Below are 25,357 nucleotides of genomic sequence, written 5' to 3' on the forward strand. Positions count from 1 at the left end.
GGGATGATGATCACAGGCCGAGCCCCCGCTGGCGGCTGAAGCTCCAGTCGATGCCGCCATCGCCGCGCGCGACGCCAGAGACGTGCTTGCCAAGCTGTTTTTCGAGGGATGGGGTCCAGGGCACGAGGCTGAAGCCGAGCCCGTCGTCCAACATGGCGAACCGTCCGGTCGCGAGTGTCAGGCGCCGCTGGTAGGTGCCGGTGACGTATTCGCCGGAAGCAGGCTTAACCTGGGAGCGTCCGGTCTCGGCCGCGATCCGCTCGGCGACGGCATCCAGTTCGCGACGCCGCAGCGTGTCGACCAGGCCGGGCTGGAAGCTGACGCCGCGCTGCTGACGTTCGGCGAGACCCTGGCCGACGAGGTGCTCAGCGCGCCGGTCCAAGGCCTCGCGTACCTCGGAACCGAAGCCGCCGCCAAGCGCGACTGGCTCGCGGGCGATGTTCTGCCGGTCGAGCCAGGTGGCGCCGGTCGCTGTCACCTGGCGTTCGATGTCGAGATCGGAGCGCACCGCAATCGCGACGCGGCGCTGACCACGGGCGTCATCAAACTTCCGAAGCTCGACTATCGAGCCCGGTGCACTGTCGCCAGCCGCGTCGAGGTCGGGCAGCTTGATGTGGTGGGTGCGACCGTCGACCCCGTCGACGACGGCGAACGCCGTACCTTTCAGCTCGTCATCGAGGCCGCGGGCGACCAAGCGCCCGATGACCGGATCGTTGAGGTTCTCCGAGGCCAGCACATAGCTCGACGCGCCGCGCTCGATGCCGCGTTCGGTCAGGCCATGATGGATACGCTTGATGATGTCGCCGCGTTCGCCGAGTTCGCGCAGCGTCGCCTCCGCCTTGTCCGATACCGTCCACTGGCCAGGACTGATCTCGTCGGCCAGCCCGAGCCCTTCGAGCTTGCGCAGCCGCCCGACCTTCAAGGCATGGAATTCGTTGGGCTGGCGATCGGCATGCGGCGCGAGATCGACGACGCCGGTGTGATAGGCGTCGCGGGCGAGCTGGCGATCGAGGTTGGTCCAGCGATCGGCGTCGATCTGGCGCTCTAGCGTCTGCCGGATCTCCTGATCGGTGCGCGGCCCCAGCTCCTGGGTGATCAGGTCGCGCGCCCGATCGCGCATGCCCTCCTTTATATAATCGCGCGAGATGACCAGGTTCTCGCCGTCATCGCGCACGCCGCGCACGATCAGATGTACATGCGGATGCTCGGTGTTCCAGTGATCAACCGCGACCCATTCGAGTCGCGTACCAAGATCCTTCTCCATCTGGTCGACCAGCTCGCGGGTGAAGCCCTTGAGGTCGGACATTTCCAGCGCGTCGTCCGGCGAGACGATGAAACGGAAATGGTGGCGGTCGTCCTGGGACCGCTCCGCGAAATCCTTGGCGTCGACATCGTCTCCGCCCGGTCCGAACAGACGGGCCTTTTCCCCGTCGCGGGTGACGCCGTCACGGCGCAGATAGTCGAGATGCGTCGAGAGCGGCGCTGACCGCCCGCCATGACGCACGACGCGCGCCTTGATCACCGCGCCGCGCGAACGCGCGGTGATGAGGCGGTTCGCCTGGATCGAGGCGCGCTGGCCGCGCCCGAACCGGGACCGCGCGCCCGACCCGATCTTCCCTTGCCGGGAGACGCTGCCGCCAGCGCGCTGTGCGGCCGCCAGCGCCTGGGCGATGAAGGGCCGCGCCCGCTGCGTGTTGGTCGAGCGAATGCGGCCTGGCCGGATGCGGAAGTCGCGCTCGTCGGTCATGACAAAGCCCCCGCACATCGCGCCAACGCGATGAAATCTTTGAGAAATCCGCTGAGGCGTAGGCTGTGCCGATCAGGCGCACCTCGCGAAATCGCGCCATAACCCCTTGAAAAAGCACAACCGAACCAAGGCGCACATCGCGCCCCTTTATCCTGCCATCGTGCGGTTGTGCTTGCGGTTCTCCCTCCCAACGCCCTCCAATCTGCGCTGGGGTTCGCCATGCTGCGATGGACGGGTGAGACGGTCATCGCGGGCCTGCAGGCTCCCGGCGGGAGACGAACAGGCCGCCGGTCGGGTTCGCATCGGCCGCCGCATCGCGCGGTGGAGCCGCAGTGTCACCGTCACGTGGCTGCGCATCTGGCTGCGCCGGACCTGCGCCCGGGCTGCGTTCGGCAGCGCCGATGAAGAGCGGCGCTCGCGTCCAGTCCAGCGGGTCGGCGGCAGCAACGGCGACGACGGCCGGAGTCGCTTCGCCGCCGACAAGGGGCGCGAGCTGGGCGACATAGGCGCGCGTCTCGGCCGGCAACGGGCGGCCGTTCGCGAGGTATTCGTCGTACCGCCCAGGCCCCGCATTGTAGGCCGAGAGAAAGCCCGGCGCGCCGTAGCGGTCGTAGAGGTCGCGCATGTACGCCGTGCCGGCGATGATGTTGTCGCGGGGATCGAACGGGTCGCTGCCGAGCCGATAGCGCGCGCGCAGATAGGCCCAGGTATTGGGCATGAGCTGCATCAGGCCCATCGCGCCCTTGGGCGAGACGGCGCGTATATCGTTGGCGCTCTCGACGCGCATGAGGGCGCGAATCCAGGCGACCGGAATGCCGAAGCGCTGCGAGGCCTCCGCCACGAAGACGGCGAATGGCGCGCTCGCCTCGACCGGAACCGGCGGCACGGTCTGAGCCTGTACCGGCGACATCGGCACGGCGACAAGCGGAAGGCCGGAAAGGAGAAGGAGGAGCAGCCGGTGGGCGGCACGGGACTTCCGCGTGTCGCCCCGACGATGCTGCGATCGATGCGAGGCCCGCACCGATCAATCCTCCTTGCGCGGCTTGGCGGGCCGCGACCAGTGCAGGCCCCAGGCAGAATTGTCGTCGCCCGATCGGAAGAGATTGGCGCGCAGCGGACGCGGGAACAGCGGGCTGTCGATCTGCACGGATACGTAGTCGCCGGCACGCTCGCCGACATGCTTCCAGCCGGCGCCGATCTCGATGCCGTCGTCGCCGCCGAGCAGGACACGGTAGTCCGGCGCGTTCTCGGCCTCCGACGGCTCGGCCGGAACGACGGCGAGTTCGGCGTCGATGCCGAGTGCGGTGAGCCGGCCGGAATAGCCGGACTTGGTGCGGGTGAATTGGCCGATCTGGGTCATGGTCGTCTCCTTCGGTTGCGAGGTGGAAGCGGCAGTTCAGCGGGTCGGCGCGCGCCAGACGTAGCGGCCGTCGCCGCGCTCATCGGTCCAGAGCGGTGTCGCCCGGCCGATCACGGCGCTGGTCGGCAGCGGCCCGAAATAGCGGCCGTCGAGGCTGTCGCGGACCGACCAGTTCATCAGGAAAAGCTCGCCCTCGGCGATGCGGCGGCAGCCCTGCCATACGGGCAGAGAGCGTCCGAGATGATCGCGGTCGAGCGCATCGCCCATCGGCGCGCCGTCGACGGTGATGGCGTGATCGCGGCGGCAGACTTGTTGGCCGGGAATGCCGGCGACCCGCTTCATCAGAGGCACGCCGCGGCCGATATAGCCGCGCTCGACCATGAACGCGGCGAGCGGTTCAGGTGCGCGCACGGCGACCAGGTCGGTGACCTCGAACTGCGCGGCCGGCGCGATGCTGTAAAACCCGATCGGCGTGCTCGCTGAGGCATTCCAGATGAGCTTTGTCGGGAAATGCACGAACGCGGCAATCACCATTCCCAGGGTCACGAAATAGGTGACCATGACGTAACCGAAGCGACTCATGATCCGACCCTCCGACGCAGGAGGAAGGCCTTGTGGTGTTCGGTCGTGTAGGATCGAGGCTGCTCGCCTGCCGTCATCCGATTGTGGACGTGTCGCCAATGGTCGGGCGAGACGTCGCACGGATCGATGCCGATCGCCTCGATCGCATCGATCATCTGCAGCACGCGCTCGACCTTCGGCCAGCCTTCGACCTTCAGCAGGATGTCGCAGCCAGGCCGCACGAAGGGCACGGTCTGTTGCGGCTCGGCGGCGCGGACGGTGCGCAGCACATCGAGATGCGAGGCGATGGTCCCGTAGTCGTTGGCCGCCCAGCGCACGAAGCCGAAGACGCTGTCCGGCGCGAAGCGCAGCACGCGACGACGGCGGTCGAGGATCTGTTCGCCGACCTCGCGGCCGAACTTGATCCAGTTCTCGATGCGCTTCTCGATCCAGGTGAGTTCGACTTCGGTCAGGTCGTGGGGCGGCGGCGCGGCCGGTCTCGGCTCGCCGCGCGCATGGATGGTGGCGCCGCCGGTCATGTCGCGTCTCCAGTGCTTTCAGGGAATTCGCGCGCGAGCAGTTCGCGCAGCATGTCGGCCACGGTGGCGCCGCGCTGAAAGGCGGCGATCTTGATCCGGGCGCGCTGGTCCGGCGTGACGTCGATCGTCAGCCGAGCGCTGTAGATTGGGGCATCGGGCGCACGGGGCGCAGGCGTGTCGGCGGCCCTGATCCAGGTTTCTGCGTCGCCCGGTCGGGTGGCGAAGCCGCGCTTCGGAGGCGTCGCGCTCATGGCGCGATCCTCCCGATCTCGGTGACGAGAGCGGCGATCTCGCGGGCGGCGACGCTTTCGCTGTCGAGTTCGCCGACCAACCGGCCGGTCTGCGCGGTATCGGCGAAGACGACACGCTGGCCGATCCTGGCCGCCAGCAGCGGCGGATCGTGGTCGGCGAGCGTCTCGGCGGTCTCGCGGGCAATGACGGTGCGCGCGGCGCAGCGATTGAGGACGAAGCGCGCCACGAGCTGGGGCCGATAGATGCGGGCTTCGCCGAGCAGCGACAGCATCTCGGCCGAGGCCCAGCCATCGAAGGGCGATGGCTGCACCGGGATCAGCACCAGATCGGCGGCAAGCAGCGCCGAGCGCATCAGCCCGGCGACACGTGGCGGCCCGTCGATGACGACGTGGTCGACGTCGCGGGCGATCTCCGGCGCCTCGCGATGCAATGTGTCGCGCGCCAGGCCGACGACGCCGAAGAGCCGTGGCAGACTCTCGCGCGCTCTCTGCTGCGACCAGTCGAGCGCCGACCCCTGCGGGTCCGCGTCGATCAGGGTGACGCGATTGCCCCGCCGAGCCCATTCACCGGCGAGATGAAGCGCGATCGTCGTCTTGCCGACGCCGCCCTTCTGGTTGAGCAGCGCGACGATCATGACGGTCTCCCGGCGATCGGGGACTCGTCCACCGAGGCGGAAATCGCGGTCTGCGTTAGAAGAATTACGTAGTAATTCTGGTTAGAGAAGTTACGGAGCTCGCAAGTTGCTGATTTGGCGAGTGGATTCGGCGATTCCGGTCCCTGATAGCACGAGGATCGGGTCCTCGATGGCACGATGGGTGCGGTCCCTGATAGCACGAGATGATTCACAGCTTATCCCCAGGGCGCGTGATCGAGCGGCGGCGCTGGCGGGGTATGCCGAGCGCGTGCGGGGCGATGGGTTTGAAGGAGAGGATTTCGGGGCCACCGAGGCACTGCTCGATGGTCAGGCGATACCCCGGCAGCGGCTGCCGGCGGACGATATCGCGCAGGTCATAGGCAAAGTGCTTGAGCGGCGAGAGCGAGCCCGATTTGGCGTGGAGATGCGGGAAATCGAAGCTCCAGCCGAACTCCTGTTTGCCGCCGTGCTTGCGCACCAAGCGGTAAAGCCAGCGCTCAAGGCCGCCTGTCAGGCCGAAGTAATTGCGGTCGATCGTCAGGACGAGCGCGTCGTCGAGGACGGCCCCATAGAACCAATCGGGCACGATCAGCTCGAGGCCGAGTGGCCGGCCGCGTGCATCGGCGCGTTCTTTCCATTCGTTGATCCAGGAGAAGCGGTGCAGCCGCCGCTCGGTCGGCTGGCGGATCGATGTCGCCACCGTCGTGGACTGGAGACGGTCGAGCGCGGCCTTTAATCGGTCGTAGTCGCGCAAGGACACGCCGCGGCCAATGAACTGTAGAATTTCGTAGGGCGTCGTCGCCATCAGGCGCGAAGGCCGCAGGCCATGATCGCGCGCTTCGACGATTTGGGAGGCGGCCCAGATCAGCACGTCGGCGTCCCAGATGGTGGCCATCCCGTGCTCGGGGACGGCTTCGACGCGGATGACGATGGAGCCGGTTCTAAAGTCGATCGGGGCCAGACGCTTCGACTTGCCGAGTGCGAAGAACGGATACGCCATGAGATCTTGAGCGTCGCGCGGTGCGAGATCGCCCGGCAGCGCCCGGAAGAGGTCGAGCTGCTCGCGCTCGCTGTGGTGATGGCGCGCCGACATCGTGAGGAACTCAGCGCGGGAAGCGGCCAGCAGCGGCAGGGGAGGCCGTCTGTCGCTTTGCCGGAAGAACTGTCCCGCCGCGCGGATCGGAGGTCGAGGTGACGAGACCGCGATCTGCCCATGCCTGGAGGTCGTCGACCGAATAGACGACGCGGCCGCCGAGCTTCCGATAGGTCGGTCCCGTGCCGTAGGTGCGATGTTTTTCGAGCGTGCGTTCGGAGAGACCGAGGAAGCGGGCCGCCTCCTGCGTTCTCAGGTATCGTAGCGGTAGATTGGCGGCTTTTTCGGCCATGATCGGACCTCCGTGGTCTCGCGGGAGGCCGCTGCGAACGAGCGGCGGGTTGCGAGCACGGTGGCGCGAAGACGGCGCCTCGGACGATGTCGAAGTAAGGAAGCTAAATTCGACACCCTGGCGGGCGTCAGCGTTCGCGTCGGGGACGGCGCAGCAGCGCCCGGTATCCGCCGCGAACGAGCTTCATGCCGTCGCGGGCGAGACGAATGGTGGTTTCACGGATGGCGCTGCCAACCCACGACGCCGCGTCGTTCTCATGTTGGGGGAAAAGAAACTGGGCGATGGCCCGGTAGGTGGCGCCGGTCTCGCGGGCATCGACTGCGCGGAGCATCTGTCGCGCCCGTTGAAGCCGCTGGGGCGTGATTCGCGGGTCCGCCGGCACCGCTCGGCCTGTCGCGGCCGACCAGAACCTGGCCAACGCCGTCAGGCGGTCCGGTGTCATCTCGTCGAGCGGGATCACCGCGGCGAGCGTGTCGCCTGACATCGAACCGGAAAGGCTGACATCGAAACGCTCGCCGTGAAGGTTCAGCCGGAGAAGCGCTGCTTCGCGGTCTCGGACAGCGTGAGCCCGGAGATCGTCAACGGTGAGATGAGAACCTTCGGACAGGGCGGGACCGCTTTGGAGGATGATCGCCGCCGGATCGGTTTGCGGGGTCCAGAAGATCGGCTGCGCGAGCCCCGTGATGCGTGGGTCTGCTGCGAAAACATAACCCCCATTGCTGAGCAAACGCCGTCGCTGTTTCGTCGGTCAATCGCCCGGAGGACAATAATCCCTGAAAGGACCTCTTGTAATCCGGGTTTCGCCGTAGGAATTCCCAGGCAAGTTCGCTTGTCGTGAGCTGATCGATATAGTCATAGGCGGTCTCAGACCGCCAACTTTCTTCCTCGGACATCCTCCGCCGCCTCCGCGCAAATGTTACGCAACGCGAGTTGTGAAGCGATGACGATTCCAAGTTGAGTCATTGCTGGGAAGAACGAAGTCGGAGCAACGTGATGCAAGTTCTGCATCACCTCAATGGAGGCGGGGCCCAAGGAGCTCGCTGTAGCCGCTTTGGGTCATCCATCTGGCGCGGGAGAGGTGGGCGGTGTGGACGCGCGCGGCGCGCTCTGGATCGGTTTTGGCACAGATTCCGAAGAGGCTTTCGACAACCTCTTTCCAGTCTGCTCCGTCAGCGTCAGCATCGAGAAGGCGCAGGTAAAGCTTCAGATGCGCCTGGTCATAGGTGGTGAGCGCTGGGCCGTCAGGCGGCTGGTCCAGAAAGTCTTCTTTGGTCACGGTATCCCCCGTCCGTAGATGTATCCATTTTGAAGGGGATTGTTAACGCTGTTTTGAGAACAGAGGCCATCGCCAGACCGCGTACACGGCGGCGGAGCGGGGCGATTGCCCGCCGACGCGTCAATCGTTTCTCTTCCTGTTGACAAGCATCACTCCCACACCCTGGTCGGAGTTCAGGAAGACGATCCCGCCACCCTCGAATGCGCGCCGGACTTGATCGCGCGTGCTCTCATAGACCTCGAGGTCGCTTTCGGACTCGAGGCGCTTCAGCGCGGTCAAAGATACCCGGGCCCGGTCAGCGAGCGTCTCCTGTGTCCAACCCAGCAACGCGCGTGCGGCCCGCGATTGTCGGGCGGTGATCATGCATGATCACCTCCCACTTGGACCTACGCGCACGCCAGAACTACGACTATAATAGTCGTTCCAGGGCGCCATGGCCAGCTTTAAGAGCCTCGGCGGTCGTGACTTGCATCCATGCGGCGCGAACTGATTCGGTCGCCCTGGACGTCGAACGCCCCGGCCTTTCGGCCGGGGCATTGCGCGGGGCCTCAGTCGCCGCGCCGCCCGTTGGGACGGGACCAGATCAGCGAGAAGGTGTCGCCGTCCTCGTCGTCGAAGAGGTTGGCGTAGATCGGGGCGTTGAAGCTCGGATCGTCGAGCTTGAGGCCCAGATAGTCGCGACCTTCGCCCGAGCGCTTTGTCCAGGCGGCGCCGATCTCAGCGCGGCCGACCAGGACCCGGTGGCTGGGGGTGTTCTCGCCGGTGGCGCGCTGGTCGGGGACGATACGCACGTTCTTGGCCTGGACGCTGAGGGTGACGATTTCGCCAGTGAAATCGTTCGAGCCGGTCTTCTTGAAGGTGCCGATGGTCGCCATTGTAAGTCTCCGTTTTCCGTTTCCGAGCCCGCACCATTGCGGCCTCGATGGCGATCGGCAGGCCGGAGGCGATCGACGGCGCACCCCGAAGGGGCCTGACAGCTAAGGAGGACTTTCTTGTTTCGCGAGGAATGACGGCGCAGCCGGCAGGGGAAGAAAGTTTGACGCGGCTGTTGCGTCATAGGCGATCGAGGCACAGCCGGCCTTCGGCCAGATCAGGCCATTGAAGAGGCCGTTTGGAGCGGTCGAGGTACGGTCAGATAGCGGAGAAGATGGCGGCCGTCCCGCATCGGCAAACCGGCGTTACCATATGCTCACCGGCTTCGTTTCCTTTCGGCAGGCCGGCGCTGTACCATCCTGGCCTTCCGCCGCCGCCAAAGAGATCGCCGCCCCGAATGTCCGGTGCCCGTCAAGACATGGCTCTGCCCCCAAAGCGCCCCAGCGAGGACCGCTTCTTGGGGCCCAGCATTGATCCGCGCCGCACACGCCCATCGCTCCGACATGAGACGACGGGGGCGACCACGCCCACTGCTGCCTGATCCGCCTGACGGCGATGACGACGATCAGGCCCGCGCAAGATCCCGGCTGGACGGGGCCGGTGCCGCCGCCATCCCCGCGACCCGCACGAAGGCGGTGATGCCGACCGCAACCGCGCCGACGACGGAGAACGTGATCTGCCACGCGTCGGAGGGCATGAGGTGCTTCACAATGCCATGGGTCGCATGAAAGCCGGCGATCGCCGCCGGCGCGACGAAGGCTGTGGCCACAATCAGCCTCAGCCACATGGAGCGAACAAAGGTGATGAGCAGATGGCCGGCGGCGAGCGTGATCGCCGCCGCGACGGTGCCGACGAGGATGGCGCCGGGAATGCCGGCGCCCGTGCCGTGCGCCCAGGCGCCCGCGGCCACGCCGACAAACGCAGGCAGCGCGAAGATGGCCAGCGTGAACAGCAGCCAGCAAAGCAGGCCGATGGCTGCGACGGATGCAAGTATTGCGATGATGATCATGGTGGTGGCCTCCGTAAGGACAAGGTCTGACGGTTGCGCCCTCCACCACCACCACGGCGCGGCTGAAGTATAGCGTAAGGGCGTGCGCGCCGGGTGCTGAAATCGTCGTCGATTTCCGCACCTGCGACTAGGTCGCCCGGTCAGGGGGCGAAAGGATCGATCTCATGGACGATGGCCGCGATGTCGCCGTCATATTCGCTGGCGGGCGTGACCGACAGCGTGCCATCGCCGGCCTGGAAGATGATGATGGCCGCCATCAGCGTGGTGGCGAGGCTGAAGGCGAAGGCGTGGGCGTCGTTGAGGGACATCGATCCGGCTCCTGGTTCGAGCGGAGGACCATCCCCCGCTGACAGGCGCCCGATGTGTCGGACTGAGCGCTGCAATCACCGCGCAGGCGAAGCCGCAGCGGCGGCATGCTCGCATAGCCGACCCTTCACGGGTTGATGGCGTCAAGCGATCAGTCTGACCAAGGATCAGCGCAGATAAGCGGGGGTGGTGCTCTGCGACGAGAGCCGTTCGTGTTCCCGGTCAGCCAAGATAAGCTGATCGGAACCCAGGTGGAGCGTTGGCGATGAAATCCCGATAGGCGTAGTTGATGAGGTCGCGGACCAACTCGAGCAGCCCGCCGACCGGTAGCCCATCGAAGGGATCTCCATGGGCCATGCCATTGCGGCGCTGGCTTAGGCTGGGCTCGGATGCGCCGGTGACGAAGCCGATCGCGGTGCCGCCGGTGCGGACGATCATCGGGATGTGTGCGTCGTCGAGGCCGTCGACATTGGCCATATGCTTCAACAGCGCGGCGAAGGATCGCTTCTTTTTCGGAATCTGGTCGCCATATCGGTCCATGACCGTCAGCTCCAGGGCAATGAGCGCGGCGAGCTCGCCAGCCTTCAGCACGTCGAGATCGATCCAACCGAGAAGATAGAGCGCCTGCGCACGCCTGAACTTGAACTGGACGATGTCGGGTATGCGCTCGTCGATGCCGAGGCCGACGATGAACCGTCGCCATTCGTCGGGCTCGTTGAACTGGATCATTCCGCCGGGGAGTCCGGGCGATGGCCATGCGATGATCAGCGGCGCATCGCGTGCGGCGAGTTGAATGTGGTCAAGGTCCAGATGCGCCTCCTGTCGGCGAGAACTTAGTGTTTTTGTCGACAATACCAGATCGCGCATTGTCTGTTGAAGTCGTGCGGCGCTTACGCGCCGCCGAACTTCCACACCGGGATGCCGAGCTTCTTGGCCTTATCGGCGAGATTGTCGTGGATGCCGGTGCCCGGAAAGTGCATCACGCCCTTGGGCAGGATACCCAGGATCTCGTCGTTGCGTTTGAACGGCGCTGCCCGGCCGTGTTTCGTCCAGTCGGGGGCGAAGCCGATCTGTGGGATATTGCGGTTCTTGGCCCAGAGCGAAGCGATCTTCTCGGCGCCCTTCGGCGACTTGCCGTGGATCAGCACCATATCCGGATGCTTCCCGTGGACCTGGTCGAGCTTGGCCCAGATCAGCCGGTGGTCGTCGTAGTCGAGCCCGCCGGTGACGACGATCTTCGGGCCCGGCGGCAGGAGCACTTCCTGGTCGGCGCGCTTCATCGCCATCAGGAAATCGCGGCTGTCGATCATCGCCGAGGTCAGGTTGCGATGGTTGACCTTCGATCCGCTGCGCGGGAGCCACGGCTTGCCGACATGGCGTTCGTAGTGTTCGGCGGCCTGGTCGCGCATCAACTCGAAGGCGTTTTGGCGCTCGATGAGCGTCATGCCCTCGGCGATCAGGCGCTCCAGTTCGACCGACTTCACCTCACTGCCGTCCTGTTCGCGCTGCGCCCGCTTCTGGGCCTGCTCGTTGTCGTCCAGCTCCCGGCCGATCCGATCGGTGGCGCGGTGGAAGACGTTGACGGTCGACCAGAGGAGATCGTCGAGGTCGGGTTCGAGGCGCGTGTCCTCCAGTGTGCCGATCAGGGCGTCGAAGATGTCGGCGACGGCGCCCGCGACCTGGTTGCCGTCAGGCAGAAGCCGCTGGTCGGGCTCGTCGGTGAAGGGTCGGTAGCCGTGAAGCTGGAGTTCGTTGAGGACATGGTCAGTGGGTGAGGATTCGTGGTGCGGTTCGTAATCGTCGAGATCGCGCATGGGATGCTCCGTCGGTTGGACCGCGACCGTCGCGGCCTTCATGGCGACGAAGCCCACGGGCCGGATGGCTGGGCACCCGGAGCGCGAGCGGAGGGCTCGATGGCTAAGGCCGGCTATTTTGCCTCGCGATGGAAAGCGGCCTTGAGGCCGCGCCGGAAAATAGTCGGCCGCCGCCATTGCCCGACTGGCCGGCTTGTGGGCCGATCGCCCTCTCGAAGGCTGAGGCGCGGTCCCCTCCGACGGATTGAAGCATCCGCTGAGCACGGCGGCATCCCGCACCCGCATCCTCCTGCTGGCTATGCCGCCAACGCCATGTAGCGGGCCACGTCCTGCGGCGCGACCTGCAACCGGGCTTCCATGCGCAGTGCGTCCAGGCCGAGGGTGCGCAGATCCTCGTTGAAGTCCCCCAGCTCTGGCGAGATCACGATCGCCTCGATCCCGGCCGCGTTGGCCCGTTCGATCACGGTGTCGCGCGCCCCGTCGCCGGCCGGATCATTGTCGCGGACGATGTAGAGCCGCCGCAGCGTGTCGGGGAAAAGGATGGCGGCGAGATGGGCCGCCGAGAGCGCCGCCAGCATCGGCATGTCGGGAAGGACCTGCCGGAGCGACAGGACTGTCTCGATGCCTTCGCCGGCCGCCATCACCTCGCCACCGATGCCGAAGCGGACAGCGTTGCCGAGAAGATCGCCCATCGCCCGCCTCGGCGTGTCGATCGGCGCCTTGTCGCGGCGGCGGGGATCGAGCCAGGTGCGATGCGCCCCGGTGATCTTGCCGTCGAGGTCGGTGACTTCAGCGATCATCGCGGGCCAGGTCTCGGTTGGCGAATGCTCGTCGGGGCGGTAGTAGCAGCGCGGGTGGAAATGCAGGCTTCCGGTTCCGCGTAAATCCGTAATGCCGCGTTCCCGTAAATACGCCTGTACGAGCGTGCCGTGGATTGGCTGCGACATGCGAACCAGCCGACGCGCCGCTTCGGGCGAGCCGTGCGGCGCCGGGCTCTGCCGCTGGTGCTCACGGGCCTCCGGCTCCGGCGGCGGCATGCTGAGGAAGGTCCGGGCCTCGTCGGCAACGTCTTTGAAGTCCACAAGGCCGCAGCTTTCGCGGACGACGTCGAGCAGATCGCCATGCTCGCCGGTCGCCGCGTCGGTCCATTTCCCGGCTGGGCCTTTCGGTGTGTCCTTGAGCCGCACATACATCGAGCGGCCGGGCGTGTTGCGCACGTCGCCGACCAGCCAGTAACCGCCCTCGCGGCGGCCGCTGGAGAGATAATGCCGGCACACCGCCTCGGCCTGCCGGCCGAGACGATGCGCAACATCGGAAGCATCCTGACGTGCCATCACGCGGCCTCCCGCTCGGAGATGCGCGCCACCGGGAAGGTGCCGAGCAGCCTGGCGAGCACCGCCGGCCCGGTGGCGTCGATCGGCACGAAGAAGCGGAGCTTCCACGAGATGATCTCGCTGAACAGGCCGTATGCCCGCAGCCGATCCCGCATCGCCTCGGTGAAGCCGGTCAGCTCCAGCCGGTGGGCGCTCATGACGCGCGCGCGCCGGAGCTGAAGGCCGTCGGCGAGATCGAGGATCGTCGTGCCGTCCATCAGCGCGGTGAAGGCCTGCTCGGGTGCCAGCGACGCGGCGCCCGTGGTGACGGCGTTCGCCGCCCAGGCCGGCGAGACGCGGCGGCCGATGATGCGCTCGCCGGCATCGGTCTGGAGCCGGTAGACGCGGGTCGACTCGTTCGGCAAGCGCTTCCAGATCGGCAACAGTAGGCCGGCGACGATATGGATCGTGCTGTCGGAGAACTCCGGCACGTCGTTCAGCTCCGCCCACCACGCGGCGGCGAAGGTAGCGCGATCGGCTTCCTCCCAATGGCTCTCGTCCATCATGCGCAGCGGCGCATAGTGCTGCTCCATCGGGCGGATCAGGCAGACGCGACGCTCGATCTCGCCATCGTCGAGCATCATCGACGGTGCGGGAATTTGCACGGCGGCGCGGCCGGAGCGGCCGTTGACCAGGAGCCGCGTGCGTGAATCGGAAAGATGGTCGAGCGCATCGGCGAGCGTCGTCGGCCGATTGCGTTCCCGGCGGGTGATGGTGAGAAGCCGCGTTTCCGCGCCGGTGCCCGGGTGCGTGTGGATCACCTGACTGGCGGCGGCGACGAAGCTCTCGGCCTGCAGCGTCTCGAGCCCGATGTCGTAGACGCCGCTGCGGATCGCGCCCTCGACCTTGGCAGTCAGGAGTTGCTCGAACGCTGTGAACAGCACGCCTTGCAGGTCGATGGTGAGCGCCAGCAGCCGGTTGAGGAAGGTGGTGATCGGCGGCAGCTCGTCCTTGATGCCGTTCTCATCCGAGAGCTTGAGGCCGGTGGCAGACTCGAAGCGGTCGAGTGAGCAGCCTTCGACCTTACCGCGGACGAGCAGCAGGTAGAGCTGGCGCAGTGCATCGCGGGCATAGGCGCTTTCGAGATTGTCTTCGGGCCGGAACAGGCCTTGGCCGCCGGTCTGGCGCTGCCCGCGCGTGATGGCGCCGAGCGTGTCGAGCCGGCGCGCGATCGTCGAGAGGAAGCGCTTCTCGGCCTTCACGTCGCTGGCGATCGGCCGGAAGAGCGGCGGCTGCGCCTGATTGGTCCGGTTGGTGCGGCCAAGCCCCTGGATCGCCGCGTCGGCTTTCCAGCCCGGTTCCAAGAGATAGTGGATGCGCAGGCGCTGGTTCCTGGCGGCCAGGTCGGCGTGATAGCTACGCCCCGTGCCGCCGGCGTCGGAGAAGACGAGAACACGCTTCTGGTCATCCATGAAAGCGGCCGCCTCGGCGAGATTGGCCGAGGCCGCTCGATTCTCGACGGCGAGGCGCTCGCCCTTGCGCACCACGCGCCGCGAACGGCCGGTGACCTCGGCGACGACATCCGTGCCGAAGCGCTGGACGATCTGGTCGAGTGCGCCGGGAACGGGCTCAAGCGATGCGAGCCGCTCGATCAACTCGTCGCGGCGGGCGACGGCTTCCCGGCTCTCGACAGGCTGGCCGTTCCGGTAGACGGGTCGCGACGACAGATTGCCCTCGCTGTCGGAGAACGGCTCGTAGAGCTGCACCGGGAAGGAATGGGCGAGATAATCGAGGACGTACTCGCGCGGCGTGATGTCGACGCGCACGTCGTTCCATTCCTCGGTCGGGATTTCGGCCAGGCGGCGTTCCATCAGCGCTTCGCCGGTCGAGACGATCTGGATGACGGCGGTATTCCCATCGGCCAGATCCTGCTCGATCGAGCGGATCAGCGTCGGCGTCTTCATGCTGGTCAGCAGATGACCGAAGAAGCGCTGCTTGGCGCTCTCGAAGGCCGAGCGCGCGGCCGACTTCGCCTGTCGGTTCAGCGTGCCGCTGTCGCCGGTGATGTTGGCGGCCTGCATCGCCGCGTCGAGATGATTGTGGATAATGGCGAAGGCGCCGGCATAGGCGTCGTAGATGCGCGTCTGCTCGGGCGTGAGCTCATGCTCGACCAGCTCGTATTCGACACCGTCATAGGAGAGCGACCGGGCCGTGTAGAGGCCGAGCGCACGCAGGTCGCGGGCGAGCACCTCCATGGCCGCGACGCCGCCATTCTCCACGGCTTCGACGAACTCAGCGCGATTGGTGAAGGGAAAATCATCGCCACCCCACAGGCCGAGCCGCTGGGCATAGGCGAGATTGTGGACGGTGGTCGCGCCAGTCGCCGAGACGTAGACGACGCGGGCGTTCGGGAGCGCGTGCTGAAGCCTGAGTCCAGCACGGCCTTGCTGCGAAGGGGCCACATCGCCCCGTTCTCCCTTGCCGCCGCCGGCGTTCTGCATCGCGTGTGACTCGTCGAAAATGATCACTCCATCGAAGTCGGAGCCCAACCATTCAACGATCTGTTTGACGCGCGAAAGCTTCTCGCCGCGGTCGTCGGACCGTAGCGTAGCGTAGGTGGTGAATAGGACGCCTTCGTTCAGTCGGATGGGCGTCCCCTGGGGGAAACGCGACAATGGCGTGACCAGCAGGCGCTCCATGCCCAGCGCCGACCAGTCCCGTTGCGCGTCTTCGAGCAGCTTGTCGGACTTCGAGATCCAGACGGCCTTGCGCCGGCCTCGGAGCCAATTGTCGAGGATGATGCCAGCCGACTGACGACCCTTGCCGGCGCCTGTACCGTCACCGAGCATGAAGCCCCGGCGGAAGCGGATGGCGGTCGGGGTATCGTCCGGCGCAGCGGTGACCAGGTCGCCGGTCTCGTCCACGGTCCAGGCGCCTGCGAGAAATTCGCCATGAGCCTCGCCGGCATAGATGACCGTTTCGAGCTGGGCATCGGACAGGACCCCGTCGGTGACGATCGCGGCGGGAAGCGTTGGCCGATAGCTCGGCTTCGGCGGCGCGACCGACGCCATGGCGGCCGATTGCACGAGCTTGGTGGGATGGGGCTGTGCGCCCGGGATGCGGATCGACTGGAGCACATAGGGCTCGTAGATCGACTCCGACAGGCGGCCGCCCTCGGGCGGGGTCCAGTCGATCGTCGCATAGTCGACCGGTACGCCCTCGATCTCGGCGATCCTGCGCACCGGCGCGATGGACGCGGCCCGGGCGAGATAACCGCGAACCGTGCGCGGTGCGGGTTCAGTCGGGGCGGTCGGCAGCGTGAGAGGCATCCGTGGCGGAAGGTCCCGCTCGATCCAGGCAAGCAGCGTCGCCACGTCCGGCGCGATACCGGCGGATTCTGGGAAGCGAGCCGCATCCTCGGCCGGCGCCTTGTCGATGACGGTCAGGCGTGTCTCGATGGTCGTGCCGTGCTTGGCATAGACCGAGCCGGCGATGGCCGCGGTGAACACGACACGGCCGCGCTCCTGCAGCCGGACGAAGCTGTCGCGCCAGGCGGGTAGCTCGGGTGAGAAGTTCGCGCCGGTGATCGCGACCAGCCGGCCGCCCGGAGCCAGCCGTGCCAGCGCCGAGGCGATGTGGCGATAGGCGGCGTCCGCCACGCGGCCGGCGACGTTCGCCATGACCGAGAAGGGCGGGTTCATGATGACGACGCTGGGAATGGCGCCGCGTTCGAGATGATCGTCGATCTGCGCGGCGTCGAAGCGCGTGACAGGCATGGCCGGAAAGAGAGATGCGAGCAAATCGGCGCGGGTCTCGGCCAACTCGTTGAGGATGAGACTGGAGCCGGCGACCTCCGCGAGGATCGCAAGCAAGCCCGTGCCGGCAGAGGGCTCCAGCACCCGGTCGGCGGGTGTAAGCGATGCGGCAGTCAATGCCGCCAGGCCGAGCGGGATCGGCGTCGAGAACTGCTGGAAGGTCTGGGCTTCCTCGGACCGGCGCGTATGTGTCGGCAGCAGGCCGGCGATTTTGGTGAGCGCGGTGAGCCGTGCAGCCGGAGACGCGGCTTTACGGAAAAGCGGCTTTCCGTATTTGCGCAGGAACAGGACGGTCGCCGCTTCGCAGGCGTCGTAGGCGGTCTTCCAGTCCCAGGCGCCGCTGGCGTCGGACGCACCGAAGGCCTGTTCCATGGCCGAGCGCAGGACCGCGGCATCGACGGGGCGGCCTTGTTCGAGATGAGGAAGGAGATGGCCAGCGGCGGCGAGGATGGCGGCGGCCGGAGGCGCGTCGGGCGCGAGCGGAAGCGAGGCCGCCGGAGCGGCTCCTGGGATCGTGGTGTGAAGCATGGTGGATACCTCGAAAGAGCTGAAGACGGACGAGCCGGCCCGGCGCTCTCTCTCGACCGGACGGGCTCAAACCCGTCCCGGCCGACCTCTCACTCTGGCGCGGTCGGCGCGCGTTCCATCGCTCCGGCTTCCGGCGGCGGCGATGGGACGGGCGCCGGGCTGGATTGCGACCTGGCGAAGCTCCTTGCGTTGGAGGAATGGCGGAGCGGCCGAAGCCGCTCCGCGTGGTGCTCATTCGGCCGCGACGAGGTGGCGTTCCTCGTCTTCGGCGGCGGGCTCCTCGTCATCGCCTGCGAGGAAGTCGGGCAGCGCAGCGCCGTCATCCTCGCCGCCCGTCTGGGTCTCCGGCGCGGACACCTCGGTCTCGGTGACCAGGCGCAGCGGCTCCGGCAGCCAGCCGGTGTCGGCCAGAAGACGCTCGGCCTCCTTGGCCATGTCGCCCTTCTTCAGATGGTCGATGAGCTGCGCGGCCTGTTCACCGGCGCCCTCGCGGACCGCCTGGAGGATACGGGGCTTGGTGACGCGGTTGAGATAGTTGCCGAAGGTCGGACGCCAGCCGGCCTCGACGAGATCGAGCCCGGTCGCCCTTGTCAGGCGGTCGGCCTGGGCGAGCCGCATATCGAGCGTGTGCTGGGATACGCCGCCGGCGCTGTGCGGATTCGGTCGCTCATAGAGCGCATTCACGCCGTAGCTGACGCAATGCGCCAGCAGCGCCATGCGGCTGGCGTCGTCCAGGCCCGCGAGCCAGTCCCACAGAGCATCATCGTCCTTCGGGATGTCGCCGGCCCAGGCGGCGTGGCGGTCCTGCACCGCGCGCGCGGACGGACTATCCTTCAGCGCCTCGTCCTGAGCCGGGAAGAAGATGTGCTTCACTCCGGCTTCCATGGCGCCCGTGTACATGCGGGTGATGAAGGTGTCCGAGATGAGCTTGTGAAGAAGCGCGGTCATGGCGACGTGCGGGTTCTCCGCGACGGCGTTTCGCAGCGCGAGCGTGCGATAGGCCGTCAGCTCGATGACCAGGCGCTCCGGCAGCGGCTTGATGACCCCGTCGTCCTCGTCGTCCTCCGGCTCGGCCGGCTGGCCGCCGATAGTGATGACCGCCCGCTGCACCACGGGTTCGGCCGGATCGCCGCCGGCTTCCACGCCAGTCTCGCCCTCGGCCCCGATCGGCGCTTCGTCCTCGGCCCGGACGTAGCCGCGATCGATGTCGAGGCTACCGTCATGGCCGATGGTGATGAACACGCCCGCGCGGGCGATGTCGTCCGCCTCGAAGCGCACCGGCCGGGTCTCGAAGGCGGCGAGCGCCGTCTCGATCTCGCCGAGCCGCTGGTCGACCTCGTCGGGCAGCTCGTCGGCGCCTTCATATTCGGCTTCAAGCTTCTGGTACTCGGCGTTGAGCGCGTCGATCGTCGCCTGCTCTTCAGCCGAGAGGTCGAGCGACTCGCCCTGCAGCTCGCGCAGGCCGCGCGTGGCGTCATAGGGGAAGCTGACGGCGACCTCGATCCACTTCCAGCCTTCGGCGGCGACCGCCTCGGCCGTGGCCTTAAGCTTCTCGGCGACCAGGCGATCGAGTAGCCCCGGGTCCTGCAGCCAGCCGCCATCGTCGGACTGGAAGAGATCGCGCATGGTGACGCCGCCAGCCGCCTCGTAGGCCTCAATGCCAACGAACACGGCCCGCTTGTCCGATGCGCGCACCGTGGTCTCGGTGAGCATGCGCCGGATCTGGTACGGCTCCTTCGACCAGGCGCCCTTGACCGCTTCCCAGACCTGTTCCTGGCGGGCGTGGTCGTTCGACACGGTGAACGCCATGAGCTGGTCAAGCGTCATGCCGTCCTCGGCATAGACGTCGAGCAGCGCGGGCGATACGGACGCAAGACGCAGGCGCTGCTTCACGACTTGGACCTGAACGAAGAAGGCCGCCGCGATCTCCTCTTCGGTCATGCCCTTATCGCGCATGTCCTGGAAGGCGCGGAACTGGTCGAGAGGATGGAGTGGCGCGCGTTCGATGTTCTCGGCGAGCGAGACTTCCTCGGCGAGGACCGCTCCGTCACGTCCCCGCACGATGCAGGGAACGGGTGCGACCTTAGCGAGGCGCTTCTGCTTGACCAGCATTTCCAGCGCCCGAAAGCGGCGGCCGCCGGCGGGCACCTCGAACATGCCGGTCTCGGCGCCCTCGGCGTCGACGACGGGCATGACGCTGAGGCTCTGGATCAGGCCGCGCCGGGCGATCGAGGACGCCAGGTCCTCGATCGAGACGCCGGCCTTCACGCGCCGGACGTTTGACTGGCTGAGCACAAGCTTGTTGAAGGGGATGTCGCGCGAGGACGACAGGACGATCTTTTGAGCTGCAGTAGCCATCGGGATGTACTCCGCGACGGGCGGCCGAGAGCCTCTCTCTCGACCTCCAACCCGTCACGAAATCCCGACCGCTCTCTTCCTCTACTTCCGGCGACGCCCACCACGGACGCCCACACGAAGCGAAAGCCTCTGCCGCGCGTCACGCAGGTAGTCTCGATAGGTCACGGCCTGCGAGACCGATTGACGATAGCCGTTACTCAGTGCGATCGCGATGAGGCCGCGCGGGGGCTTTAACGTCCCACTGGCCTGCGCTTGCGCAAAGAGGCGCTTCGCAAGCGCAATTTCTGCATCGGTATAGGGGGCTGACTTACGTCGCATGATGTTCTCCAAAGGTTGAAATGGCCCTCGGAGAAAACTGCCGCACACGACGCGCCCCTCCGCGGGGCTGCGCCGGTTAACCTCCACATTTGGGAGGACGAGGCCCTGATCGGAATCGGGGCTGACGGCGAAGCGCCATCATGCGAAGCACCAAAACAGATAAGTCGCCCGGCGCACCGATCAAGGCCTGAGCCGTGTCAGGCCGCCTCGCGATCTGGGCGGGCGACCTCCGTCTCTCCCGGCAAAAAGCCGAGCAGCCAGTCGGCCGCCTTGCTCGCCTGCGAGGCTGCGCGGACGATGGCGCGGTTATCTTCCCGAAGCACCTCAAGCCACGAACCGATGTAGTCGGCATGTCGCACTGTCGGCACGATGCAGAGCGAGGCACAGCAGAAAGCAGCGTTCATCTCGGCCACCAGCTCCTCGAACGCGTATTTCTTGGAGCCGAAGCTGCCGGCCATGTCCCGGCCGAGACGCGACGGATGGCCCGTGGCGTGGCCGAGCTCGTGCAGCGCCGTGCGGTGCCAATTGATCGGCTCGAAATAGGCCTGGGGCGGCGGAACCTGCACGTAGTCGAGCGCCGGGACATAGAAGGCGCGGCTGCCGCCGATGCGAAAGTCGATGCCCGTCGCGCGGACCAGTGCTTCGACCCTGGGCTCGATCAGGCCCGGCGGAGGTGGCGGCGCGACGACCGCGATGTCATCCGGCAGGTTCTCACACTGTGCGGCGTTGAAGACGGTGAAGCGCTTGAGGAACGGGATCGCCTGGGCTTCTTCGCCGGTCTCGCGAGCGCGTCGCTTTTCGTCGTCGGGCACGAAACGGTCAGCATAGACGACGGTCGTGCCGCGCTCGCCCTTGCGGACATTCCCGCCGACCGCCAGCGCTTGCCGGAAGGTGAGCCAGCTCTGGCCGGGAAAACCGTGTTCGACCACGGCGCCCCAAAGGATCAGCACATTGATCCCGGAATAATGCCGGCCGGTGGCGGCGTTCCTTGGCATAGCGAGCGGCGCCTTTGCCGCCGCCGTTCCCCAGGGCTGGACCCAGGGCACGCGCCCGGCTTCCAGCTCGGCGATGATCTTGTCGGTGATTTCGTCATAGAGGCTCGCCCGGTCCTGGCCTAGGCGAGCGGATGCGGTCTTTCTGGACATCGCGGATCTCCGCGACGGGCGCCGGAAGCCTCTCTCCCAGCCCTGAACCCGTCACGGCAATGCCGGTCCGCACTCTCACTCTAAAGGGGGCGTTGCGGGGTCCCCCCGCAGAAGGGGTCGGCCGAGACGCAAGGCTCGGCCGCAGGGGAAGGCGTTCCCCCTCAAAAGCGTAAAGCCGATTTTCAGTTTTTCAGGATGGGCGTCTTTCCGCCTTTCAGGCCGTCATTCGTCTGGCGGTTCGTCGCGCGGATCGTGCTCCGAAAAGTCGGTGAGCGTGTCGCAGCCGATGCAATAGTACATCTGCGAAGCTTCTTGGAAATGCATGCCGCAGAGGCAGCCGCAGAACGGGCAACATTCATCGATTTCTAGATCCGCCCATTCCCACACACCGAGATATTCGGGGATAGCGTCGCGGTCATATCCAACAATCTGAAAGGCGTCGGCGTTCTTGGCGACAAACCCATCGCGACCGGCGCGCTGGAGAATGGGCAGGATGTCGGCAGGCTCTATGGCGAACCACTCGCCGCGGACGTGGGTCGCGCCAAAATGCTGGTGGAGGTGCCGCTCAAGCTCAAACGCGTCGGCCGTCTCGATCCACCCGAGCAGCCGCAGTTCCAGAGGGTTGCCGGTCTGCAGGTTACGCTTGCGCGACTCGATGTTCTTCGCGACCCCGATCTTGACCGGGGAACATCCGTTTTCATCCTCGCCAATGAAATAAACCGGCACGTCGCGCTCCCTGAGCCGTTATCGGAGACGGTCGAGCAGTATCTCGACCATCTCCTGGTTCGAATGCGCGACGATGTCGAGCGGCCGGTTTTCCTGCCGCATAAGTGCAATCAGGAGGCAGGCCGTGAAGAGCCAGAAGGGAGACCCGGCAGGCAGATTGTAGCCGCTGACCATCGCTGTCAGCCGCTCGGCGATCGGCGGATACTGACGGTTGCCCCAATGCGCGTGGGTGGGCGTCATCGCGTGGATGATCACGGCGGCGAGCGCTATTCCCATCGCGCGCTTCTGCTGTACTTGGGCGTAATTGTGCCCATGGTCCTTCGCATAGGCGGCGAGACCGCTCGTCATGTACTCGCGGGCCCAGTTATCGCAGCCGATTTCCTCTTCGGGCAGCGTCGATGGCGCGCTCTTGTCGGCGCCATACATGACGTGCCGGAATTCGTGCAGCAGCGCAAAGGCCAGGGCGAGCGCGACGAGGTCGAACATCGTCTTGTGCTGGACATCCCCCAAGCTGTCGCGGTCAGCGGTCGGCTGGGGGATATCCGCAGGCCAGGAAATTTGTGCGGTCTGTTCGGCCGCGATGAGTGATTGAGCGGTGCTGATGCGCTGCTTGTAATCGAACTCGTATTGCCCCCGTTCCGCATCGATCTTGAGGGCCTGGTCAAGCGGCATTCCGGTCCATGTCGCCACCACCAGGGCCGGCGAATACACTTCGATGGCACGCCATGCGCTGAAGCCGAGCAGCCAGAAAAAATCGATCGTCTTGGTGTCGAATTGGATGCGCTTGTCATCGGCGTTCATCGTCACGCCCTTGGTGCTCGGCGCAACCTCCACACCATGGCCGTACTGGCTCCAAAGGCTGCTGATGTCGTCAGCACGCTCGGGAACGGCCCCGCGCAGGAGGTGGAGAACGATGGCCCGGTCGGATGGTTCGGTCGCCATGGCAGGCGTCTCTCCTGTATTCGGCAGCGGGGTGTGGGGCCTGGCCGGCGCGCTGGTCATGACGGTTCGCTTTCGCTTTGCGCCTTGCTCGCGCCGTCTGATTTGCCGGTCATGCGAACGTGGGTGATCGATGAAATAACCGAGTTCGCCCAAATGGTGCTGCATTCAACATCGCCGTCGCGATCGAACCAGTGCGTCGCGCCGGGGATGAGACCGAAGGGAATGGGGTGGGTTGCCTGCGGGTTATGAAAGACTTCCAGCTCCTGACACCAGGCTTCTCCCCAAGGCCAGAGCGCCTGATATTCGTCGCTGTCGATGGAAAGGTTGAAGTCGATCGGCTCAAGAGCGCCGGGCGTTCGATCGTAGAGAATGCCGCGGCGGATCATCGTCAGTCCCGGCGGCCGCCATCCGGCGAGAAAGCCCATGCGGTTGAATTTCGTCAACGTCCCTGCATTGCTGAAGATGACGGCGGACAGGTGAGCGAAGTCGGGATCGCGGAACAACCCGGCCGGAATGCCGTGCTTGCCCGTAAGATTGTTGATCGGGGTGCCGATCGCACGTCGCCCGGCGCCTTCGCCTTCGACATCTGCCCGCAGGCCGTAGAGATAGGTCGGCAAAGCCTCGCGGCTCCAAACCATCGAGCCGGATTCATGGAAGTCGGCGATCGCCAGAGCGAAGGGCATTCCCTTCACATGATCCAGCTCATGATAGTTGCGCTGAAGCTTGCCGCGCAGCGTCTTGGCGAAGCGCTCGGCTGGCGCGCCAGTCAGGCGCTCATTCCGATCGACGGGAGCATGCACCCAGTCCCCGATCCCGCCGGAGCGGGGCGTCTCGGAATTGGCGGTCACGGCCTCGATCCAGCAGGCGGCGCCTTCGTTCTCGATCAGGAAGTCTGGTGAAACATGCTCCTGCCGGACGATCAGACCTTGCTCGCGGAAGCAGGCAAGAAGGTAGAGCTCGAAGAGGCGGGACGCGAAATTGTTGGTTTGCAGATCGGTGACGAAGTTGGCGTCCGGATTTGGAAGCGCGAGATAGCATTCGCCGACCGCCATCAGCGCCGGGAAATGGCTGATCGTGCTCGTCAGCAGGTCGAACTCCGGCGATGTCCCTCGCGCTCCGGTCTTCAGCAGAAGCGGTCGCCGCCGCGCGCCCGGCGGCAAAGGCTCGGGCGGCACGCCGGCGCGCATGCTGATGCTGAGGTGGTCCAGCGCGGCTTCGGGAGTGGGATAGGGGCCGCCTTCATCGACGTGGACCCAGCGATGATCGACACGCCTGCGCAGTGACAGGGTGGTGAAGATCCCGCGCTCTGGATCGAGGAGGATACAGCCGCTCACGCTGCCACGCCCGGCCTGGTAGCTCCCGAAGATCTGCGCGGGATCGAAATTGGGCCCACGTTCGAGCGACAGCGCATAGAGCTCGAACTGCCGCTGGCTGATCGGCGTGATCAGTCGCTGCTCATCGCCGACGGCCATGGTCAACCTCATGGGGCGAAAGGCCCTGGGCGCGGGCACTCGGGCGCATCGTCATGATGCCTCCGCTGCGGCTGGCGCCAAGATGTCGTTGGCCTCCCATTCGTCGCCGCGCGGGGTGATGACGAACTCGCGATCCCAGACACCCCAGTTTGTCGCCAGCGGAACCTGCGCCAGCGGATTATGGACATAGGTCAGCGGGCGGGTCCGGCGCGACAAGTTGCCGAGGCCGACGCGCGACCAGATCACGCCTGAGATGTCGGCAAAGCGATCGTCAAGAAATGCCGTGCGCGGGATCGGATTGCGTTCGCGGTTGATGAAGGGAGCTGGATGAAATCCTTCTTCAACGACGTCGCCCGTTTCGCGATCGATGGTGATGTAGGCATCTCCGATCGGAAATAACGTGGTCATGATCAGCGGCAACGGCTGCTCGGCGACATAGACGCCGAAGCGGCTCGCACTGATCGCGATGATCCTCGTGTCGTCCGGGCCGATCACACCCTGTTCAAGATAGCGCGCGATCCTCTGCGCCTTGGTCCAGAACGCCCCGGACGTGCGCAACTGCGCCTGACGGATCGGTGCGGCGAAGAGGCCGCCGCCCTCGTTGAGGGGAACGGGACGCGCGACCTGGTCAGGACCCGGTGCGCCTTCTTCTGGGGTGATGGCCTCGATCCAGATGCGGTGGCCATCTTCCAGGACACAGAGATCCGGCTGACCGCCTTCGCGCTGGCGCTCGACGACGGGAAGCAGGGTGCGGCCCGCATCGAGCAGAGTGCAGCCCAGATACATCTCCCAAAAGCGGCCATCGACATCGCGTGCGAAACCCTGCCGAAAGTCGGGGTCGGCATAGGGCTCGTACCGCGCCCACATCTCTTGCAGCATGGCGTGAAGCTGCTGCTCGATCGGAAGCTCGGCGGCTTTCAGGTTTTCAAACCCGCGTTCGAGATTGGCGCCGTTGACGTCGAATAGATCACTCATCGTCTGCTC

At 66.1% G+C, this 25,357-nt stretch carries 26 protein-coding genes; all 26 read right to left on the reverse strand.

Annotated elements, in window-relative coordinates:
* Positions 1-10 precede the first annotated feature (10 nt).
* The gene (locus ACIGJE_RS16395; protein WP_483678020.1) at positions 11-1,747 is read right to left on the reverse strand and encodes a relaxase/mobilization nuclease domain-containing protein; all 1,737 of its coding nucleotides are present in this window, start codon (positions 1,745-1,747) and stop codon (positions 11-13) included.
* Between the two features lie 244 nt (positions 1,748-1,991).
* Positions 1,992-2,768 (reverse strand): lytic transglycosylase domain-containing protein, encoded by a 777-nt coding sequence (locus tag ACIGJE_RS16400; RefSeq protein WP_483678022.1) that lies wholly within the window; start codon positions 2,766-2,768, stop codon positions 1,992-1,994.
* A 3-nt stretch (positions 2,769-2,771) separates the two neighbouring features.
* Entirely contained in the window at positions 2,772-3,107 is a 336-nt protein-coding gene (locus ACIGJE_RS16405; RefSeq protein WP_483678024.1) for a DUF736 domain-containing protein, read from the reverse strand.
* 36 nt (positions 3,108-3,143) lie between these two features.
* On the reverse strand, positions 3,144-3,689 hold the full coding sequence (locus tag ACIGJE_RS16410; protein WP_483678026.1) for a S26 family signal peptidase: 546 nt from the start codon (positions 3,687-3,689) through the stop codon (positions 3,144-3,146).
* Positions 3,686-4,207, reverse strand: coding sequence for a DUF2840 domain-containing protein (locus tag ACIGJE_RS16415; RefSeq protein ID WP_483678028.1), 522 nt, complete (start codon positions 4,205-4,207; stop codon positions 3,686-3,688). The genes ACIGJE_RS16410 and ACIGJE_RS16415 overlap by 4 nt, the downstream gene beginning before the upstream one ends.
* Entirely contained in the window at positions 4,204-4,458 is a 255-nt protein-coding gene (locus ACIGJE_RS16420) for a ribbon-helix-helix protein (RefSeq protein ID WP_483678030.1), read from the reverse strand. Before ACIGJE_RS16420 ends, ACIGJE_RS16415 begins: the two co-directional genes overlap by 4 nt.
* A complete protein-coding gene (gene parA, locus ACIGJE_RS16425; protein WP_483678032.1) occupies positions 4,455-5,093 on the reverse strand; it encodes a ParA family partition ATPase in 639 nt (212 codons plus the stop codon). Before parA ends, ACIGJE_RS16420 begins: the two co-directional genes overlap by 4 nt.
* A 208-nt stretch (positions 5,094-5,301) precedes the next feature.
* Positions 5,302-6,186, reverse strand: coding sequence for a replication initiator protein A (locus tag ACIGJE_RS16430; RefSeq protein WP_483678034.1), 885 nt, complete (start codon positions 6,184-6,186; stop codon positions 5,302-5,304).
* 10 nt (positions 6,187-6,196) lie between these two features.
* Positions 6,197-6,478, reverse strand: coding sequence for a helix-turn-helix transcriptional regulator (locus ACIGJE_RS16435; protein WP_483678036.1), 282 nt, complete (start codon positions 6,476-6,478; stop codon positions 6,197-6,199).
* A gap of 127 nt (positions 6,479-6,605) precedes the next feature.
* Entirely contained in the window at positions 6,606-7,163 is a 558-nt protein-coding gene (locus tag ACIGJE_RS16440) for a DUF2285 domain-containing protein (protein WP_483680273.1), read from the reverse strand.
* Positions 7,057-7,371, reverse strand: coding sequence for a transcriptional regulator domain-containing protein (locus ACIGJE_RS16445; RefSeq protein ID WP_483678037.1), 315 nt, complete (start codon positions 7,369-7,371; stop codon positions 7,057-7,059). Before ACIGJE_RS16445 ends, ACIGJE_RS16440 begins: the two co-directional genes overlap by 107 nt.
* Positions 7,372-7,490: 119 nt before the next feature.
* Positions 7,491-7,754 (reverse strand): DNA -binding domain-containing protein, encoded by a 264-nt coding sequence (locus tag ACIGJE_RS16450; RefSeq protein WP_483678038.1) that lies wholly within the window; start codon positions 7,752-7,754, stop codon positions 7,491-7,493.
* A 120-nt stretch (positions 7,755-7,874) separates the two neighbouring features.
* A complete protein-coding gene (locus ACIGJE_RS16455; protein WP_483678039.1) occupies positions 7,875-8,117 on the reverse strand; it encodes a helix-turn-helix domain-containing protein in 243 nt (80 codons plus the stop codon).
* 185 nt (positions 8,118-8,302) lie between these two features.
* Positions 8,303-8,629, reverse strand: a complete 327-nt coding sequence (locus tag ACIGJE_RS16460) for a DUF736 domain-containing protein (protein ID WP_483678040.1) — start codon at positions 8,627-8,629, stop codon at positions 8,303-8,305.
* Between the two features lie 563 nt (positions 8,630-9,192).
* Entirely contained in the window at positions 9,193-9,636 is a 444-nt protein-coding gene (locus ACIGJE_RS16465) for a hypothetical protein (protein WP_483678041.1), read from the reverse strand.
* A gap of 140 nt (positions 9,637-9,776) precedes the next feature.
* Positions 9,777-9,944, reverse strand: a complete 168-nt coding sequence (locus ACIGJE_RS16470; RefSeq protein WP_167713022.1) for a hypothetical protein — start codon at positions 9,942-9,944, stop codon at positions 9,777-9,779.
* Between the two features lie 220 nt (positions 9,945-10,164).
* Complete coding sequence (locus tag ACIGJE_RS16475) at positions 10,165-10,809, reverse strand: hypothetical protein (protein WP_483678042.1); 645 nt, start codon at positions 10,807-10,809, stop codon at positions 10,165-10,167.
* 23 nt (positions 10,810-10,832) lie between these two features.
* Positions 10,833-11,756, reverse strand: a complete 924-nt coding sequence (locus tag ACIGJE_RS16480; RefSeq protein ID WP_483678044.1) for a DUF2493 domain-containing protein — start codon at positions 11,754-11,756, stop codon at positions 10,833-10,835.
* Positions 11,757-12,052: 296 nt separating this feature from the next.
* Complete coding sequence (locus ACIGJE_RS16485; protein ID WP_483678046.1) at positions 12,053-13,090, reverse strand: DUF7146 domain-containing protein; 1,038 nt, start codon at positions 13,088-13,090, stop codon at positions 12,053-12,055.
* The gene (locus ACIGJE_RS16490; RefSeq protein ID WP_483678048.1) at positions 13,090-17,412 is read right to left on the reverse strand and encodes a strawberry notch-like NTP hydrolase domain-containing protein; all 4,323 of its coding nucleotides are present in this window, start codon (positions 17,410-17,412) and stop codon (positions 13,090-13,092) included. The genes ACIGJE_RS16485 and ACIGJE_RS16490 overlap by 1 nt, the downstream gene beginning before the upstream one ends.
* A 231-nt stretch (positions 17,413-17,643) precedes the next feature.
* The gene (locus tag ACIGJE_RS16495) at positions 17,644-19,770 is read right to left on the reverse strand and encodes a ParB/RepB/Spo0J family partition protein (RefSeq protein ID WP_483678050.1); all 2,127 of its coding nucleotides are present in this window, start codon (positions 19,768-19,770) and stop codon (positions 17,644-17,646) included.
* Between the two features lie 515 nt (positions 19,771-20,285).
* Complete coding sequence (locus ACIGJE_RS16500; protein WP_483678052.1) at positions 20,286-21,233, reverse strand: ArdC family protein; 948 nt, start codon at positions 21,231-21,233, stop codon at positions 20,286-20,288.
* A 222-nt stretch (positions 21,234-21,455) separates the two neighbouring features.
* Positions 21,456-21,959 (reverse strand): GIY-YIG nuclease family protein, encoded by a 504-nt coding sequence (locus ACIGJE_RS16505; protein WP_483678054.1) that lies wholly within the window; start codon positions 21,957-21,959, stop codon positions 21,456-21,458.
* A gap of 18 nt (positions 21,960-21,977) precedes the next feature.
* Positions 21,978-22,901 (reverse strand): phage exclusion protein Lit family protein, encoded by a 924-nt coding sequence (locus ACIGJE_RS16510; protein ID WP_483678056.1) that lies wholly within the window; start codon positions 22,899-22,901, stop codon positions 21,978-21,980.
* 56 nt (positions 22,902-22,957) lie between these two features.
* The gene (locus ACIGJE_RS16515) at positions 22,958-24,373 is read right to left on the reverse strand and encodes a hypothetical protein (RefSeq protein ID WP_483678058.1); all 1,416 of its coding nucleotides are present in this window, start codon (positions 24,371-24,373) and stop codon (positions 22,958-22,960) included.
* Positions 24,374-24,424: 51 nt separating this feature from the next.
* Positions 24,425-25,348: a hypothetical protein gene (locus ACIGJE_RS16520; RefSeq protein WP_483678060.1), complete on the reverse strand. Its 924-nt coding sequence runs from the start codon at positions 25,346-25,348 to the stop codon at positions 24,425-24,427.
* Positions 25,349-25,357: the final 9 nt, after the last annotated feature.

The sequence above is a fragment of the Labrys sp. E2SS-1L genome (genome assembly GCF_057073705.1).

What these genes read in the sequence shown, in the direction of transcription:
- ACIGJE_RS16520 (WP_483678060.1), bottom strand. Translation starts at nt 25,348, where the DNA reads ATGAGTGATCTATTCGACGTCAACGGCGCCAATCTCGAACGCGGGTTT.
- ACIGJE_RS16495 (WP_483678050.1), bottom strand. Translation starts at nt 19,770, where the DNA reads ATGGCTACTGCAGCTCAAAAGATCGTCCTGTCGTCCTCGCGCGACATC.
- ACIGJE_RS16460 (WP_483678040.1), bottom strand. Translation starts at nt 8,629, where the DNA reads ATGGCGACCATCGGCACCTTCAAGAAGACCGGCTCGAACGATTTCACT.
- ACIGJE_RS16485 (WP_483678046.1), bottom strand. Translation starts at nt 13,090, where the DNA reads ATGGCACGTCAGGATGCTTCCGATGTTGCGCATCGTCTCGGCCGGCAG.
- ACIGJE_RS16420 (WP_483678030.1), bottom strand. Translation starts at nt 4,458, where the DNA reads ATGAGCGCGACGCCTCCGAAGCGCGGCTTCGCCACCCGACCGGGCGAC.
- ACIGJE_RS16430 (WP_483678034.1), bottom strand. Translation starts at nt 6,186, where the DNA reads ATGTCGGCGCGCCATCACCACAGCGAGCGCGAGCAGCTCGACCTCTTC.
- ACIGJE_RS16445 (WP_483678037.1), bottom strand. Translation starts at nt 7,371, where the DNA reads ATGTCCGAGGAAGAAAGTTGGCGGTCTGAGACCGCCTATGACTATATC.
- ACIGJE_RS16410 (WP_483678026.1), bottom strand. Translation starts at nt 3,689, where the DNA reads ATGAGTCGCTTCGGTTACGTCATGGTCACCTATTTCGTGACCCTGGGA.
- ACIGJE_RS16455 (WP_483678039.1), bottom strand. Translation starts at nt 8,117, where the DNA reads ATGATCACCGCCCGACAATCGCGGGCCGCACGCGCGTTGCTGGGTTGG.
- ACIGJE_RS16465 (WP_483678041.1), bottom strand. Translation starts at nt 9,636, where the DNA reads ATGATCATCATCGCAATACTTGCATCCGTCGCAGCCATCGGCCTGCTT.
- ACIGJE_RS16470 (WP_167713022.1), bottom strand. Translation starts at nt 9,944, where the DNA reads ATGTCCCTCAACGACGCCCACGCCTTCGCCTTCAGCCTCGCCACCACG.
- ACIGJE_RS16490 (WP_483678048.1), bottom strand. Translation starts at nt 17,412, where the DNA reads ATGCTTCACACCACGATCCCAGGAGCCGCTCCGGCGGCCTCGCTTCCG.
- ACIGJE_RS16415 (WP_483678028.1), bottom strand. Translation starts at nt 4,207, where the DNA reads ATGACCGGCGGCGCCACCATCCATGCGCGCGGCGAGCCGAGACCGGCC.
- ACIGJE_RS16395 (WP_483678020.1), bottom strand. Translation starts at nt 1,747, where the DNA reads ATGACCGACGAGCGCGACTTCCGCATCCGGCCAGGCCGCATTCGCTCG.
- ACIGJE_RS16475 (WP_483678042.1), bottom strand. Translation starts at nt 10,809, where the DNA reads ATGCGCGATCTGGTATTGTCGACAAAAACACTAAGTTCTCGCCGACAG.
- ACIGJE_RS16500 (WP_483678052.1), bottom strand. Translation starts at nt 21,233, where the DNA reads ATGTCCAGAAAGACCGCATCCGCTCGCCTAGGCCAGGACCGGGCGAGC.
- parA (WP_483678032.1), bottom strand. Translation starts at nt 5,093, where the DNA reads ATGATCGTCGCGCTGCTCAACCAGAAGGGCGGCGTCGGCAAGACGACG.
- ACIGJE_RS16515 (WP_483678058.1), bottom strand. Translation starts at nt 24,373, where the DNA reads ATGGCCGTCGGCGATGAGCAGCGACTGATCACGCCGATCAGCCAGCGG.
- ACIGJE_RS16480 (WP_483678044.1), bottom strand. Translation starts at nt 11,756, where the DNA reads ATGCGCGATCTCGACGATTACGAACCGCACCACGAATCCTCACCCACT.
- ACIGJE_RS16405 (WP_483678024.1), bottom strand. Translation starts at nt 3,107, where the DNA reads ATGACCCAGATCGGCCAATTCACCCGCACCAAGTCCGGCTATTCCGGC.
- ACIGJE_RS16510 (WP_483678056.1), bottom strand. Translation starts at nt 22,901, where the DNA reads ATGGCGACCGAACCATCCGACCGGGCCATCGTTCTCCACCTCCTGCGC.
- ACIGJE_RS16435 (WP_483678036.1), bottom strand. Translation starts at nt 6,478, where the DNA reads ATGGCCGAAAAAGCCGCCAATCTACCGCTACGATACCTGAGAACGCAG.